Annotated in this window: 11 protein-coding genes; 7 read left to right on the top strand and 4 right to left on the bottom strand. The window is 39.6% G+C overall.

The window, feature by feature from the left end; translation table 11 throughout:
- Positions 1-91: 91 nt before the first annotated feature.
- Entirely contained in the window at positions 92-3571 is a 3480-nt protein-coding gene (gene mfd, locus DS885_RS10355) for a transcription-repair coupling factor (RefSeq protein ID WP_113819357.1), read from the top strand.
- A 23-nt stretch (positions 3572-3594) separates the two neighbouring features.
- Positions 3595-4467, top strand: a complete 873-nt coding sequence (locus DS885_RS10350) for a CsiV family protein (RefSeq protein WP_181817756.1) — start codon at positions 3595-3597, stop codon at positions 4465-4467.
- 98 nt (positions 4468-4565) lie between these two features.
- Here DS885_RS10350 and DS885_RS10345 read toward each other — a convergent pair whose 3' ends face one another.
- From DS885_RS10345 to rluC, 3 genes are read right to left on the bottom strand one after another with little or no spacing between them, the layout of a single operon-like run.
- Positions 4566-5573, bottom strand: coding sequence for a glycosyl transferase family protein (locus tag DS885_RS10345; protein ID WP_258546893.1), 1008 nt, complete (start codon positions 5571-5573; stop codon positions 4566-4568).
- A 21-nt stretch (positions 5574-5594) separates the two neighbouring features.
- The gene (locus DS885_RS10340; protein WP_113819355.1) at positions 5595-6239 is read right to left on the bottom strand and encodes an HAD family hydrolase; all 645 of its coding nucleotides are present in this window, start codon (positions 6237-6239) and stop codon (positions 5595-5597) included.
- A 1-nt stretch (position 6240) separates the two neighbouring features.
- Positions 6241-7179: a 23S rRNA pseudouridine(955/2504/2580) synthase RluC gene (gene rluC / locus DS885_RS10335; protein WP_113819354.1), complete on the bottom strand. Its 939-nt coding sequence runs from the start codon at positions 7177-7179 to the stop codon at positions 6241-6243.
- Between the two features lie 333 nt (positions 7180-7512).
- Between rluC and rne the strand changes: the two genes are divergently transcribed.
- Together rne and trxB are read left to right on the top strand one after the other, a co-directional pair.
- Positions 7513-10449, top strand: coding sequence for a ribonuclease E (rne, locus tag DS885_RS10330; RefSeq protein ID WP_113819353.1), 2937 nt, complete (start codon positions 7513-7515; stop codon positions 10447-10449).
- Between the two features lie 182 nt (positions 10450-10631).
- Entirely contained in the window at positions 10632-11585 is a 954-nt protein-coding gene (gene trxB / locus DS885_RS10325) for a thioredoxin-disulfide reductase (RefSeq protein ID WP_113819352.1), read from the top strand.
- Between the two features lie 88 nt (positions 11586-11673).
- On the opposite strand, the gene folD is transcribed toward trxB, so the two are convergent.
- On the bottom strand, positions 11674-12528 hold the full coding sequence (gene folD, locus DS885_RS10320) for a bifunctional methylenetetrahydrofolate dehydrogenase/methenyltetrahydrofolate cyclohydrolase FolD (protein ID WP_113819351.1): 855 nt from the start codon (positions 12526-12528) through the stop codon (positions 11674-11676).
- 307 nt (positions 12529-12835) lie between these two features.
- Here folD and yccS point away from each other — a divergent pair, with 307 nt between their 5' ends.
- From yccS to efpL, 3 genes are all read left to right on the top strand, one after another.
- A complete protein-coding gene (gene yccS, locus DS885_RS10315; RefSeq protein WP_113819350.1) occupies positions 12836-15031 on the top strand; it encodes a YccS family putative transporter in 2196 nt (731 codons plus the stop codon).
- Positions 15032-15124: 93 nt separating this feature from the next.
- Complete coding sequence (locus DS885_RS10310) at positions 15125-15451, top strand: TusE/DsrC/DsvC family sulfur relay protein (RefSeq protein WP_113819349.1); 327 nt, start codon at positions 15125-15127, stop codon at positions 15449-15451.
- 23 nt (positions 15452-15474) lie between these two features.
- Positions 15475-16041, top strand: coding sequence for an elongation factor P-like protein EfpL (gene efpL / locus DS885_RS10305; protein WP_113819348.1), 567 nt, complete (start codon positions 15475-15477; stop codon positions 16039-16041).
- The last annotated feature ends 265 nt before the right edge of the window (positions 16042-16306 follow it).

Raw genomic sequence — 16306 nt, 5'->3', positions numbered from 1 at the left:
CCTGTACTAGGTTAAACTGATACCCTGACTCTATAGTGCAATTTTCGCACACACTTTACTAAGCAACTAAACAGATAAAATAAGTCAAAACATGAACAATTTACTCGACATACAAACATTAAAATCCACCACCGATACTCAGCAACTTGCTAACTTAGTCGGTAGTAGCCAAAGTTTAGTGATTAGCCAATGCGCACAAAACAACCCACAAAAGTCGCCGTTAATTGTCATCGTTAATGACACACCCAGTGCCATTAAGTTGCATCAGGAGTTATTATTTTTTGCTGAAAACAAGTTCGAAGTAAACCTATTTCCTGATTGGGAAACCTTACCCTACGACCATTTTTCTCCACATCAAGATATTATCTCAACGCGTATTGAAACCTTATATCAATTACCTTCAATGAAAGAAGGCATTTTGATTGTGCCTGTGACTACCCTGCTATTGAGATTAGCGCCGCCTAGTTATTTAAAACAAAATACTTTAGTGGTGAAAACTGGCCAACAATTAGACTTGCAACTACTACGAGAGCAGTTACAGGAGGCGGGTTATTACGCCGTTGACCAAGTACAAGAACATGGCGAGTTTTGTGCACGAGGTTCGTTATTAGATATTTACCCAATGGCCAGCGATACCCCATACCGCATCGACTTTTTTGATGACGAAGTAGACTCTATTCGCCCTTTCGATACAGAAACACAACGCTCTCTGCCAACCATTCAACAGATAAAAATGTTACCTGCTCATGAATTTGCAACAGATAAACAGGCGATAGAAAACTTTAAACAAGCATATCAAGATAAATTTCCAGCAAAAATTTGTACCAGCAACGATTCTATCTATCAGCAAATTTCACAAACTAATTTACCCGCTGGTATCGAATATTATCTACCGCTATTTTTTAATGAGACAGCGACCCTATTTGATTATTTTCCTCAGCAAAGCCGTTTGTGCATTGTCGGCGATATCAATACCGCTATCGATGATTTCTGGAAAACCATTACCCATCGTTTTGATGAACGTGGTGTTGATTTATTACGTCCATTATTGCAGCCGATTGAGTTATATCTGCGTCAAGAGCAATGCTTTAAGCGTATTAATGAGTTTCCTAAATACCAGTTGCAAGATACCTCTTTTGCCGCGCCTAAGGCAGGTAAAAGTAATTTACCACTGACCACCTTGCCTGATATTAGAATTAACCATAAAGATAAAAATCCACTAGCAAATATCAGTGATTTTATTGACAGTTTCGATGGCACCATCTTGTTAAGTGCTGAGTCAGCAGGCCGTAAGGAAGCTCTACTAGAACTGCTGAGCCCACTTAAATTATCGATAAAATCAGTTAATCACTTAAGTGAGTGTCAACCCAAAAAACAAAAAGTACATATTACCGTCAGTCGTGTTGAACATAGTTTTATGATCATCGACTCAGCTTTTGCTTTTATCACTGAAACTGAGTTATTGGGCAATAAAATAACCCAAAGACGACATCAAAATAAAGATAATAACGGAGAGGAAAACTCTGAGCATATTGTCCGTAACCTAGCTGAATTAAAAGTAGGCCAACCTGTGGTTCATATCGACCATGGTGTTGCACGTTATTTAGGGTTACAAACCATTGAAGTATCAGGCAGTATTAATGAGTTTGTTACCTTAGAATATCTTCGTGGTGACAAATTATATGTGCCCGTGACCTCATTACATTTAATCAGCCGTTACAGTGGCAGTGATGTGGAAACGGCACCTATCAGCAAACTAGGTAACGATACCTGGGCCAAAGCGAAAAAACGTGCCGCTGAAAAAGTACGAGATGTCGCTGCCGAATTACTGGAAATTTATGCTCAACGCGCCGCTAAAAAAGGCTTTAGATATAAGCTAAACAAAGAGCATTATGCCTTATTCAGTAATGACTTCCCCTACCAAGAAACCCATGACCAAGCGCTGTCTATTAACGCTGTAATTTCAGATATGTGTTCATCACAACCTATGGATAGACTAGTTTGTGGTGATGTGGGCTTTGGTAAAACAGAAGTGGCAATGCGTGCTGCCTTTATGGCAACTGATAATGCACGTCAAGTTGCGTTACTAGTACCAACCACACTTCTTGCACAGCAACATTTTGAAAACTTCCGTGATCGCTTTGCTAATTGGCCAGTAAGAATTGAAGTGTTATCTCGCTTTAAAACCGCCAAAGAGCAGAAGCTTATTTTACAAGATGCCGCCGATGGAAAAGTAGATATTCTAATTGGTACTCATAAGCTATTAAGTGATGGTATTAATTTCGCCGATTTAGGTTTATTAATTATTGATGAAGAGCATCGTTTTGGTGTACGTCAAAAAGAAAAAATTAAACGTCTGCGTGCACAAATCGATATATTAACCCTGACTGCAACGCCTATTCCGCGAACATTAAATATGTCCATGAATGGCATGCGTGATTTGTCTATCATCGCATCGCCACCAGCTAAACGTTTAGCGGTAAAAACATTTGTAGAGCAACGTACCGATCAAACTATCAGTGATGCAATCACACGTGAAATCATGCGTGGTGGTCAAGTCTACTTTTTACATAATAACGTTGAAACTATCGAAAAAGCAGCGGCAGATTTACAAACATTATTACCACAAGCCAGAGTTGCCATTGCCCATGGGCAAATGAATGAACAACAGCTTGAACGTGTTATGTCTGATTTTTATCATCAGCGTCAAAATGTCCTAGTCTGTACCACCATCATTGAGACCGGTATTGATATTCCTACTGCCAATACCATTATCATCAATCGTGCTGATCACTTAGGGTTAGCGCAATTACACCAATTACGTGGTCGTGTGGGTCGCTCGCATCATCAGGCTTATGCATATTTATTAACACCAACACCTAAACTAATGACTAAAGATGCTAAAAAGCGCCTGCAAGCTATTGGCTCATTAGACACCTTAGGGGCAGGTTTTACACTGGCAACTCACGATTTAGAAATACGTGGCGCCGGGGAGTTATTGGGTGATGAGCAATCAGGTCAAATTACCAGTATCGGCTTTAACTTGTATATGGATATGTTAAATCAGGCGGTTGATGCATTACGCAATGGTCAAGAGCCTAGTCTAGAGCACCTATTATCAACGCAAGCAGAAGTTGAATTAAGAATTCCGGCACTGATACCTGATGATTATATTCCAGATGTGAATATGCGTTTATCTTTGTACAAGCGTATTGCAAATAGTAAAAATAATAATGAACTTAATGAGATACAAGTAGAACTAATTGATCGCTTTGGTTTATTACCTGACTCAACTAAAAACTTAGTGGCTGTCACCGCAATAAAACAAAGATGTTCAAAACTAGGTATTGCTCGCATTGAAGCCCATGCATTGGGTGGCGCAGTAACCTTCACTGAACATACAAAGGTTGATCCCATGTTTCTCGTTTCATTACTGCAAACACAAACAAATACCTTTAAACTTGACGGGCCAAGTAAATTGAAATTCAGTATCGCATTGGAAAATAGTGCAGAACGTCTAAACTGGTTGAAACAGCTACTTGATAGTTTTAAATTAAATCTTATTAAATAAAATCAAATAAAAAGGATAGCCTTTTGAATTTACGTTATATTTTACCATTATTTTTTGCAGCAACTTGTTCCTTGAATGCCCAAGCAGCAGGTGACCGCTGGTTTGACGTGGAGATATTAGTCTTTAAACGCAATGTTGATGTACAAGATAATAGTGAACAACTAGATCAAAATAATGTTTATTTAAAACAGCGCCAACGTCTAGAAGTGATCAAAGCCGCACCAGCGACCAGCTGTTTAGATGGGCAGCCTTGTTTACACCAACAAAATCCTGTGCGTTTAACCGATGCACAAATGGTGAAAGGTGGACATAGATTACAACGCTTAAATGGCTTGATGCTTAATGAGCAATTAAAAAGATTAAACAACCACCAACTTTTCACACCACTACTCCATACAGCATGGCGTATGCCAATACAAAATAAACAAAATGCATTACCTATTCATCTATTTGCAGGTAAAAACTATGCATTAGCCATGGAGCAAGCGGGTTTATCTTCTAATTCAAGCAATACATCAACACAACCAGATCAATCAATGGATGTATTAGCAGCGTTACAGAAGAAAGAGATCTTACAAGATTTGTATGAAATTGATGGGAATCTACTAATCTATGTAGAGCGTTACCTGCATATTGATAGCCAATTGATTGTGCGTACTGAAACTGAGAAATCAGTCTCATCGCCATTATCAGTGCGCGGATCAGAAACTAAAGCAGTGGAGCAAGACGGTGTAGTGCAAATCGTTAATCAAGAGCCTGTTCAGCGAAATGTGCGTACAGAAAAAGCCATTACTGAAACTTTATTTGATCAATCAACCCGTTTGCGTAGTGAAGAGATACACTATTTTGACCATCCACTATTTGGCATGATCATTCAAATTAGAAAAATTAAATAAAACAGATCACGCACTTTCAGCTTAATTATTTAAGCGATAAGCCGCAATCAAAAAAGGAAGCTATTTAGCTTCCTTTTTAGTGTAAATTTAAATCCACCCTAAATAGCTCTGGTTTCCCATAACTGTTTGGCTTTTTGTAATGCTTCATCCTGCGAGCATTCAGGTTGCATCTGTTTCAGTACCATGGCCATGGTGGTGATCACGGCAGCATCACCATAGGCATCTTCAATCTCTTTATTCCATACTTTTAATAAGTATTCAGCAGATACTTCAGTATGTGCTCCGGAGAAGTCTTCGAGATAAGTAGGCCAATCCTGTTCGATATAACGTGTTTGTCCATCTACTTGTGTCACTCCACAAGCTAAGGTAGAGACACGCGGATTCACTTCACTCTCACCACCCTCACCTTTGAAAGCGATAATACTATGTTCATTGTTTAACAATGCCGCTTCAGCGTGTATTTTCTCGTAACTTTTATGGAAAACACCGTGAATACTATAAGGCGCATTCGTTGGGTTAACGCTGCGTGCTACGGTATTCAAAGGCGTACGTAAACCAACTTGTTCACGCAGAGCTAATAACTCGATTAGTTCTGGGCAATATGCCGATAACGGTACATACACTAGTGCATTTTGTTCTAAGGCTAGTTTAGCCTGCTCTGGACTATCCGCTACTTCAATACCTAATAATGGACAAGCAGATTCCACTTGGTACTTGATCAAATCAACGGTCATATGACCATGTAAAAATATCTTAATACCATTCGCAGCTAATACTTTTGCCGCCAGTAATAACCAAGGTGGCTGTCTTTTTTTACCTGCAAAGCAAGGCCAATCCAGATCAGCGGGTAACGTTTGCCATTGCTCAGATACTTTTCCACGTAAAGCTTCAATATAACCTGCCGCTTCTTCTGGTGTTTCACAACGTACACGTTGCAGCATAAGTAACACAGCCAATTGCAAAATCGTGGCATCACCGTTTAAATAATCACTTAATGCTTGTTTTGCTTCTGCCATGGTTAGAGGACGACGCCCTTTTTCACCACGCCCCGTTAATTTTATATATTCACTAAACAACACTTTATCTTTCAAAGCTGACTCTTTCACAATAAATCCTTCATAAATGACTTAAATATAACTATCCAACTCAGTGGCAAGGCAATCCAAAATGGCTTTAGGTTTAGCTTGCATCAACTGTGTTGAATTATGCACACCATAACTTACACCCAAACTATCGATGCCCGCATTAGCAGCCATCTCTAGATCATAGATAGAATCACCAATCATCAAAGCTTGTTCAGCAGGGATCGCTAATTTGTCTAATAACATTTTAATCATTAATGGGTCTGGTTTGGAGTGTGCTTCATCAGCACAAACAGTGCCACTAAATAGATGCGCAGTATTGGTTTTAGCAATCATACGATCCAATCCTACTCTTCCCTTACCGGTTGCAACGGCTAATTGATAACCGCGTTGCTGTATGTTAACCAGCATATCTGCAATGCCATCGTAGAAAGGCGTTTCAATATGCTGATTCGCATGATAGCGGTCGCGATAGGCGTCCACTAATTGCTGCTGTTTAATGAAGGGTAAATCAGGAAATAACTGTTGCGTAGCTGTTAACAGGCTTAAACCGATAATATCTTTGATTGCGGCTTCACTTGGTACGGCAATATCGATTTGTTTGGTAGCCTGTTGCATACACAACACAATTTTATCTAGGGAGTCCATTAAAGTGCCATCCCAATCAAAAATAATTAACTGGTATTTCATATTAACTGCGCTGTAACTTGGTTAATAAAGTCTCTAAACGAGGACAAAGTGGCGCACTAACAGTCATTTTTTTCTCTAATACCGGATGGTAAAAGGTAATATGAGCAGCATGCAGGAAAAGTCGATTTAATCCTAATGCAGTCATTTTACTATCAAAAGTACTGTCACCGTAACGTTCATCACAGGCGATATTATGGCCTTTACAGGCACTGTGCACACGAATTTGGTGAGTTCGTCCAGTAACTGGACTCGCTTCCACTAAGGTAGCGCCTTCATAACGTTGCACAATTTTAAAATGTGTTTCCGAGGGTTTACCCAATGGGCTAACTTTAACCACAGAATCTTGGGCATTCTTTAATAAAGGTTCACGTACTAATCGGTCTTTTTTGTCCCATTGACCTTTAACTAACGCGAAATACTGTTTTTTCATGGTTTTCTGACGTAACTGCTCGTGCAGTGCACGTAACATACTGCGTTTTTTTGCAATTAATAGACAGCCAGATGTTGCTTTATCTAAACGGTGAGCTAATTCTAAGAAGCGTGAATCTGGACGTAAGGCACGCAAGCCTTCAATCGCTCCAAAATTTAGACCACTACCGCCGTGTACTGCTAAACCAGAAGGTTTGTTTAAAATAATTAAAGCGTCATCTTCATAGACAATAGCGGACTCTAAATTTTTAATGCTGTTGAGTTTAGGTGAAGGTAATGCATTTTCCGGATCAACTTTTACAGGTGGGATGCGCACGGTGTCGCCAACCTGCAATTTGTAATCGGGTTTAATGCGTTTTTTATTAACACGAACTTCTCCCTTACGCACAATTCGATAGATCATGCTTTTAGGCACGCCCTTCAAATGTAAGCGAAGAAAGTTGTCGATTCGTTGTTGTGCATTTTCTTGAGCGATGTCAATAATGCGTACTGAGTGATTTATCTGTTCCATTCGTTAAGTTTATCATGCCTGATCGCATAATATGCAAAAACTTTGTTGCTTGTAAGTAGATATAAATGCGACAATAACAGAGTTAATGCCTCGCAATTCCTTCTCTATAAAATTGCTAGTAGGCATGGCTATTATGAAAGCAAATCAAATGATTAGAATGTAACGCTGATGTGTTGAATTATTTTTGATTTAACGCTTTTTTTGTATCCGCTTTTTAACGCACCTCTGAATACTTCCAGTCGAGAGATTGTATAACCAGACATGAGGTCAAGCATGCAAAAAAACAGTTAGTACATATAGAAAATAACGAAAAAATACTACAAGAGTTCACAAATGAAAAGAATGTTAATCAACGCAACTCAAGCAGAAGAGTTACGTGTAGCCCTAGTTGATGGGCAAAAGCTGTATGATCTTGATATTGAAAGTCCTGGTCACGAACAAAAGAAAGCAAATATTTATAAGGGTAAAATCACACGTGTAGAAGCAAGTTTAGAAGCTGCATTTGTTGACTATGGCGCAGAACGTCACGGTTTTTTACCGCTTAAAGAGATTGCTCGAAACTACTTCCCAGAAGGATACTCATTCAAAGGCCGCCCTAACATTAAGGATGTAATTAAAGAAGGCCAAGAAGTAATTATTCAAATTGAAAAAGAAGAACGTGGTAACAAAGGCGCAGCCCTAACCACATTCATTAGTTTGGCTGGTAGCTACCTAGTATTAATGCCAAACAACCCACGTGCTGGCGGCATTTCACGTCGTATCGAAGGAGATGACCGCACTGAACTAAAAGCCGCTTTATCGAACTTAACTCTGCCTAAAGGCATGGGGTTAATCGTACGTACTGCCGGTGTTGGTAAATCAGCAGAAGAATTAGAATGGGATTTAAATGTACTGGTTAATCATTGGCAAGCCATTGATCAAGCATCACAAACTAAAGCCGCTCCTTTCTTAATCCACCGTGAAAGTAATGTTATTGTACGTTCAATTCGTGACTACTTACGTCGCGATATCGGTGAAATCGTTATCGACCACGCTAAAACATTTGAATTAGCAAAAAGTCATATCGAAATGGTACGCCCAGACTATGTTAACCGTCTTAAACTGTACCAAGGTGAAATCCCACTATTTACTCACTACCAAGTTGAAAGCCAAATTGAATCTGCTTTCCAACGTGAAGTGCGCTTACCATCAGGTGGTTCAATTGTTATCGATCCAACTGAAGCATTAACGTCTATCGACATTAACTCTGCACGTGCAACGCGCGGTGGTGATATCGAAGAAACTGCCTTTAATACTAATTTAGAAGCCGCAGAAGAGATTGCACGCCAATTACGTTTACGTGATTTAGGTGGTTTAGTGGTGATCGATTTCATCGATATGACCCCTGCTCGCCATCAACGTGAAGTTGAAAACAGAATGCGTGAATCAGTACGTCAAGATAGAGCACGCATCCAACTAGGCCGCATATCTCGCTTTGGTTTAATGGAGATGTCTCGTCAGCGTATTCGCCCTTCTTTAGGTGAATCAGCTTCTCGAGTATGTCCGCGCTGTCACGGCCAAGGTACTATTCGTGATAATGATTCATTATCTTTAGCAATTCTTCGTTTAATTGAAGAAGAAGGCTTAAAAGAAAACACTGCACAAATTCAAGCACGTGTACCGGTAGCAGTTGCTGCTTACCTGCTTAATGAAAAACGTAAAGCAGTGGCTAAAATTGAAAACCGTCATGGTTGTGAAGTTTACATTGTACCTGATGCCAACCTACTAACGCCGCACTTTGAAGTGAAGCGTACACGTAAAGATGGTAAAGAAGATATCAACTATGATGCACTTGAAAAGCAACATACAGTTTATATTCCAAACAGTGCGCAAAAAGAGCATGAAGAGCTTGAAGAGCCGTTACTAAATGGCTTTAGTGCACCTAAGAAAGAGGCTGCGCCAAAAGCACAAACTCAAGAAAAAGTAGCCGCTAAACCAGTGGAGCAAAAGCCTTCTTTTGTTGCTAACTTGATCCAATCAATTGTTAAATTCTTTAGTGGTGAGCCAAAGGTTGAAGTTGAGAAAGAGCCTGAGCCACAGCCACAACCAAAGAAAGAGACAACTCGAAATACTCGTAATAACAAGAGTAATCAAAACCGTAACCGTCAACGCAATAACCGCAATGACAAATCGGGTGAGCAATCGAATGAACGTCGTAACAACCGTAAATCAGCTGATCGCAAACCAACAGCACAAGCTAAAAAATACGATAACGAAGATAAAGCATCTCAAGATAACAATCAGAAAGGCAATAACCAAGAAGTCATCGTAGCACGCCGTAAACGTCGTAATATGCGTAAGAAGGTACGTGTACAACAGCCAGAAAATGCGGCTGAAACAAACACAACACCTGAAAAACCTAACGTTAATAACGATGCGCCTGTTAAAGCAGCTGAGCCGAAAAAGCCAAAAGCTAAAAACAAGCCTAAAAAATCGCCTGAAGCAAACAAAGAAGCTAAAAAGCAACAGGCACCAGTGAGTGAGCAGAAAGCAAATGAAGTAAAAGCTGAAGAAACCACAGCAAATACTGAAGAAGCTTATACTCCTGTTGAGATCCCACAACGTCGTTCACGTTACCTGCGTAACAATGGTCAACGTAACAAACGCGATCAACAAAACGATCCAGCTAAAGAAGCAATTACTTCTCGTTACCCTGAGGCTGAAACAGAGCAAGTTGAAGCACCAAAAGTGCAATCAGCAGCGCCAGTAGCAGAAACCGTTGATAACATTGCGCCGGCTGAAGCACCGCAACAAGAAGCTGAAAAGCTACAAAAAAGTGTTGAATCTTCTCCAGTGAGCCCTGCTGAGAAAATTTTACCACTGAAAGAAAAAGCGGTAGCGGCTGCACCAGTTGCGTCTGAAATAGTTGAAGAGTCAGCTAAACCTGTTGAGACTGTGGTTGTAGAAGAAGAGCTAGAGCCTGTGATTGTGACACCAGAAGTGAAGCTTGAAGCAGCGCCTGAAGCAGTTGAAACAGCAAAAGCAGAAGTGACAGAAACGCCAGTTGAAGCATCAGTAATAAGCACAGCTAAAACAGGTACAGTGAGCATCGCTAAAGGACTATCAACGTCAGCAATGGTTAAAACGATTTCTGAGCCTTTAGATTTATCTAAAGAGATCAAGATCGTTGCTGCAACTGAACGCCAAGCGATTGTAAAAGCATCACAACAAGCGGGAAGCTCATTTGCGAGTAACCGTTCAAGCAGTGACATGGTAAAAACATCGTTATAATAAATCGTTATAATCAGTAGATAATAACTATTAGTAAAAACGGATATTCCTATGGAATATCCGTTTTTTTTACTGCAGTTTGTCCCTCAACAGTTTAGAATCAATCACAATTATCAACAGTCACACTCAACAGCTTTATTAGCTTAATAGCTCCAGTGAGTCGTATTATTCAAGGTAACAATATGAGCGAAGTAAGACATAACAAATTGTTAATTTTAGGTTCAGGCCCTGCAGGTTACACAGCAGCAGTATATGCAGCTCGTGCCAACCTTAAACCAGTATTAATTACAGGTATGCAACAAGGTGGACAATTAACAACAACTACCGAAGTTGAAAACTGGCCAGGCGGCGCAGCTGACATGACAGGCCCAGGTCTAATGGAAAGCATGAAAGAGCACGCTTTACGTTTTGATACAGAGATTATTTTTGATCACATCAATGAAGTTGAGTTAACTAAACCACCTTTCACTTTAAAAGGTGATACCGGTACTTATACTTGTGATGCATTAATTATTGCAACAGGTGCATCGGCACGTTACTTAGGATTAGATTCTGAAGAAGCGTTTAAAGGACGTGGTGTTTCTGCTTGTGCCACCTGTGATGGTTTCTTCTACCGTAACCAAAAAGTAGCGGTTGTTGGTGGTGGTAATACTGCTGTTGAAGAAGCGCTATATCTATCAAACATTGCCTCTGAGGTACACCTTGTACACCGTCGTACTGAATTCCGTTCAGAAAAGATTCTATTAGATCGCCTGAACGAAAAAGTAAAAAATGGCAATATCGTTTTACATACTGACCGTACATTAGACGAAGTATTAGGCGATGATATGGGCGTAACGGGCTTACGTATTAAAGATACCTTATCAGACAAGACTGAAGAGCTAGATGTAATGGGTGTATTCATTGCAATCGGTCATAAACCAAATACCGATATGTTCGAAGGTCAGTTAGAGATGAACCACGGCTACCTAAAAGTACAAACAGGTAGCGAAGGTAATGCAACTCAAACCACTATTCCTGGGGTATTCGCTGCGGGTGATGTATCTGATCACATCTACCGTCAAGCAATTACTTCTGCAGGAACAGGTTGTATGGCCGCACTTGATGCAGAAAGATACCTCGATAACTTAAAATAGTAATCTACTATTGTAGTGTTGATACAAAAAAGACTGCCTAGGCAGTCTTTTTTATTGGCAAATCAAAATTTAATTAAACCATTAAATCTTAAGAATGAAATTCATTACAGGCAAACAGTGTATTTTCAATCAAGGTTGCTACTGTCATTGGGCCAACACCACCTGGAACAGGTGAAATATACGCAGCTCTCTCTTTAGCTGTTTCAAAATCAACATCACCAGTAATTTTACCATTGTCTAAACGGTTAATACCCACATCAAGTACGATTGCGCCTTCTTTTACCCACTCGCCAGGAATAAAGTTAGCTTTACCACGCGCCACCACTAAAATGTCAGCTTGACGAACATGATCTTCTAAATCAGTTGTAAAACGATGACACGTTGTGGTTGTACAGCCCGCGAGCAATAATTCTAACGTCATTGGACGACCAACAATATTGGATGCACCTACCACCACTGCATGTTTACCATGAAGGTCAACATCAATAGATTCCAACATAGTGATCATGCCACGAGGTGTACAAGAGCGTAACTTAGGAATACGCTGAGCTAAACGCCCTACATTATAAGGATGGAAACCATCCACATCTTTACTTGGTTGAATCTGCTCGATAACCAGCGTTTCATCCAATGACTTAGGCAATGGAAATTGCACTAAAATACCGTCAATGCTGTCATCTGCATTAAGTTGGTCAATCAAAGCCAGTAATTCATCTTGTGTAGTGGTATCTGCTAGGTCAAACGCTTTAGAGGTGAAGCCTACTTTTTCACAAGTACGACGTTTACTTTGAACATATATTTGCGAAGCAGGATCGCCTCCCACTAAGACAACAGCTAAACCTGGAGCGCGAAGGCCCTTTGCTATACGTGCTTTCACACCCTCAGTCACTTTATCAGTAACCTTAGCCGCAATCGCTTTACCATCAATGATTTGTGCAGACATCAAGCAATACTCTTTGTAGTTGAGAAATTGTCGCTATTGTCGCAAAACTCAATTAAGAAGTCACATCAAAGATGTAAAATTTAACAACTTAAAACGTGCTCTTTTAGCCTAAATTAGGTTTATGATTGATTGTGCTTTTAGTATTCCATTCACAATCAGTTAATGTCTATAATACGCCGCCTGAAATGGCGGTGATAAGCAGTGATATATCCCCCTTAAACGGTTAAATTTAACTCTGTTAATTTTTCTGATTAGTATAAACTAACTATGTCATTATTTTCTTTACTACTCCCATGAGAAGTCTCGCATGCAACACTCTTTTACATTAATGCTCAGGCGCCTAATTACCGATTCCAATACACATTCTGGCTTTAGAATTGTAATAGCAATGGCTTGCGTATTTGTACCTGCTATTTTCGACCTACAATTTGGTTTTTTTAAACAATCAAGCTTAGCGATATCACTGTCTTTATGTTTAGGCGTGCTCGCATCCGCTATTGTAGAAGTCGATGAAAACACTAAAGACAGACAAAAATTTATCGCAACCGTGATAGCTTGCTTCTTTATTGCTTCCTCTAGTGTTGAATTACTCTTACCTTACCCTCTATTATTTGCCGTGGGTTTAGGGACATCGACCTTTGCTTTTATGATGTTAGCCAGTTTAGGCATGCACTATAGCCGTATTGGATTCGGTGCAATTTTGATTGCCATCTATACCTTGATTGGCCATCAACCAGAAGCTGCTTGGTTTGAGTCTCCCCTTTTATTAGCGCTGGGTGCATTGTGGTATGGTTTATTCGCTATCGCTTGGTCACATTTAAGCCCTAACCGAACACTACGTGAACAATTGGCTCAGTTATTTTATGCACTAAGTCGCTACCAACTACAAAAGTCTGAGTTGTTTGATACACAAAAAGGGAATTCACGACAAGCTATTACTGATACAAGACAAAAACTTGCCGTGTTAAATATTAGTATTGTAGCCCGCTTGGCTGCTTCTAAAGACATGGTTAAAGGCCAATATCAAGCAAATAGACGCCAACAAGAGTTAGCACGACTCAATCAATATTATCTTGTTGCAGAACAAATACATGAACGGATTAGTGCTAGTCAATACCTATATAGTCAACTAGAACATACCTTCGGTCGTAGTCAGATTTTAGAAGGGTTTCATCAGTTGTTATTGCAACTAAGCAGCGATTGCCACCAAGTCGGCAGCTGCATCAAAGATAAGAAACCTTATCTGCATAGCAAGCGTTTGAAATGGACAGTACAAGCCTTGTCAGATCAGCTTTTATTATTAAAGCAAAAATTGCAATTATTTGATAATAACCAAGAAGCGATGCAAGCATTGCAAGCTATCTATGACAATTTAAACGGAATTGATGCACTATTAGTCTCGTTAACCAAGATTAAATCGCAACAAAACCCGATTATTGTAGACACTGAACAACCAATACCCCATTCATTTTGGCACGTGTTATACAAAGCATACCAACAAAAAACACCGGTTTATAAACATGCGGTGCGAATTAGTGTGTCCTTAGTGATCGCCTTTGCGATTCAAGCAAAATTTAATCTTAATAACGGATATTGGATCCTACCAACGGTATTATTTGTTTGCCAGCCCAGTTTTAGTGAAACCCGAAAACGACTGATGTTAAGAAGTTTTGGTACTTTATTAGGCATATTGCTCAGCTTCCCTATCTTTTATTTTTTACAAGGCATCGTTTCACAAAGTGTATTAATGGTCTTAGCTGCTTTTTTATTTATTACCTATGTAAAAACCAACTATGGGCTAGCGGTTATCTTTATCACTATCATGGTGATGATTTTAACTAATCTATTAGCCCCTTCTGGCGTGGCTTTCTTATATGCTCGAATTTATGAAACCTTAATTGGTTGTGCCCTAAGTTTTGCGGCTGTCAGTGTGATCTATCCCGATTGGCAATTTAAACGTTTCCCAGGCTTAGTTAATAATCACCTGTTAAAAACTAGCCGCTACTTTAAACAAGTGGCGCAGCAATATCAGTTTGGGCGAAGTGAAAGTATCATTTTCCGACAAACACGTTTTGCGGCTTTTCAATCTGACTCTGCCTTAACAAATGCTTGGCAAAGTATGTTGTTTGAACCTAATTCAAAGCAACACTTAAAAAAAGAGGTTTATGGACTAGTTAACCGATGTGATGCGTTGTGTTGCTATATCGCGGCTTTATCATCGCACCGTCATAAAATTGAATCAGAAACAGAGCTAGCCGTATTATCAGCTTTGTTTGAAGCGACCTCTCAACAAATTTTGTATACCTACCGCCCGGAATTAAGAGCGCAAACGGAACATGCGATTGAAATTGATACCTTCGAACAGCATAAAGAAAATATGTCCGATGAAGCAAAATTGATCGTTGAGCAACTTAAACTGATCGCCTTTTCCGCCATGGATATACAGTTATTATTAAAGAAGATTGAAGATACTAGTGAGAAAAAGCGACTCATTGCACAGTAGACAGGCTTAACTGTGCTTTTAGGATAGGCAACTTACAACTTTTATTATAGAATTTTGCAGCAATCAAGCGCCCACCGACAAGAGGAAGACAACTTGCTTTTTAATGGTCAAGACATTGCAACTGATGCGCAAGGCTACTTACTAGATTCCACACAATGGGATCTTGCTTTAGCGGAATCAATTGCAACGATAGAAACAATTACAATGACAGATGAACACTGGCAAGTGGTTCACTTTGTTCGCGAGTTTTATGAGGAGTTTAACACCTCTCCGGCGATTAGAGCCTTAGTCAAAGCGATGCAAAATAAATACGGTAAAGATAAGATAAGCAGTCGTTATCTCTATAAATTATTCCCCGATGGCCCTGCAAAGCAAGCCACCAAAATAGCCGGTTTACCAAAACCAGCTAGATGTATATAAGTACTTAATAAAGGAAAGATAAGATGCCTAAGGCAAGTGATATCAAGAAAAATACAGCGATTGAATTTAACAACAGCGTTTACATCATTAAAGATATCGAACGCTCTGTTCCACAAGGCCGTGCTGGAGGTAGTTTATACCGCATGCGTATGTACGATGTGGTAACAGGTGCAAAAACTGATGAAACATTCAAAGACAGCGACATGCTTTCTTTAGCTGACTTAATCCGTCGTAATGTGATGTTTTCTTACATCGACGGTGAAGAGTATGTATTCATGGATAATGAAGACTACACGCCATACAACTTAAACAAAGAAAGCATCGCTGATGAAGTGTTATTCATTGATGAAAACACACAAGGTTTACAAGTTGTTATCGTTGATGGCGCACCAGTGGGTGTTGAATTACCAACAAGTGTTGATTTAGTCATCACTGAAACTGACCCATCAATCAAAGGTGGTTCTGCAACGGCGCGTACTAAACCTGCAATTTTAACAACAGGTTTAACAGTACAAGTTCCTGAGCACATTTCAACGGGTGATAAAATCCGAGTGAACACCACTGAAAAGAAATTCATGGGTCGAGCTTAATCTATACCCGTAACAGCTAAAAACAATAAAGCCGATATAAATTATCGGCTTTATTTTTGGCTAAATGGCTGCGCATCACTTTATTGTTAACTATAAATTATACCAATTGTATTAAATAACTGATCTAAATTTTGCGCCGGAAAAATGGCTTAGTTTGAGGCGTAAGTTGATGTAAATGGTTGTTCCCTATACGAAACTTACAACGAAAAAATAAGTTGTTTTAACAAGTAAAATAGATCAGTTACTTACTATGATTGGTATAAGT

The organism is Psychromonas sp. B3M02, from assembly GCF_003318165.1.
GTDB lineage: Bacteria > Pseudomonadota > Gammaproteobacteria > Enterobacterales > Psychromonadaceae > Psychromonas.
The sequence above is the reverse complement of the archived record's forward strand: the minus strand, read 5'-3'. Positions and strand labels throughout refer to the sequence as shown.

Excerpts from the sequence above, each read along its gene's own strand:
- mfd (WP_113819357.1), top strand. The coding sequence starts at position 92 with ATGAACAATTTACTCGACATACAAACATTAAAATCCACCACCGATACT.
- DS885_RS10340 (WP_113819355.1), bottom strand. The coding sequence starts at position 6,239 with ATGAAATACCAGTTAATTATTTTTGATTGGGATGGCACTTTAATGGAC.
- rluC (WP_113819354.1), bottom strand. The coding sequence starts at position 7,179 with ATGGAACAGATAAATCACTCAGTACGCATTATTGACATCGCTCAAGAA.
- rne (WP_113819353.1), top strand. The coding sequence starts at position 7,513 with ATGAAAAGAATGTTAATCAACGCAACTCAAGCAGAAGAGTTACGTGTA.
- trxB (WP_113819352.1), top strand. The coding sequence starts at position 10,632 with ATGAGCGAAGTAAGACATAACAAATTGTTAATTTTAGGTTCAGGCCCT.
- folD (WP_113819351.1), bottom strand. The coding sequence starts at position 12,528 with ATGTCTGCACAAATCATTGATGGTAAAGCGATTGCGGCTAAGGTTACT.
- yccS (WP_113819350.1), top strand. The coding sequence starts at position 12,836 with ATGCAACACTCTTTTACATTAATGCTCAGGCGCCTAATTACCGATTCC.
- efpL (WP_113819348.1), top strand. The coding sequence starts at position 15,475 with ATGCCTAAGGCAAGTGATATCAAGAAAAATACAGCGATTGAATTTAAC.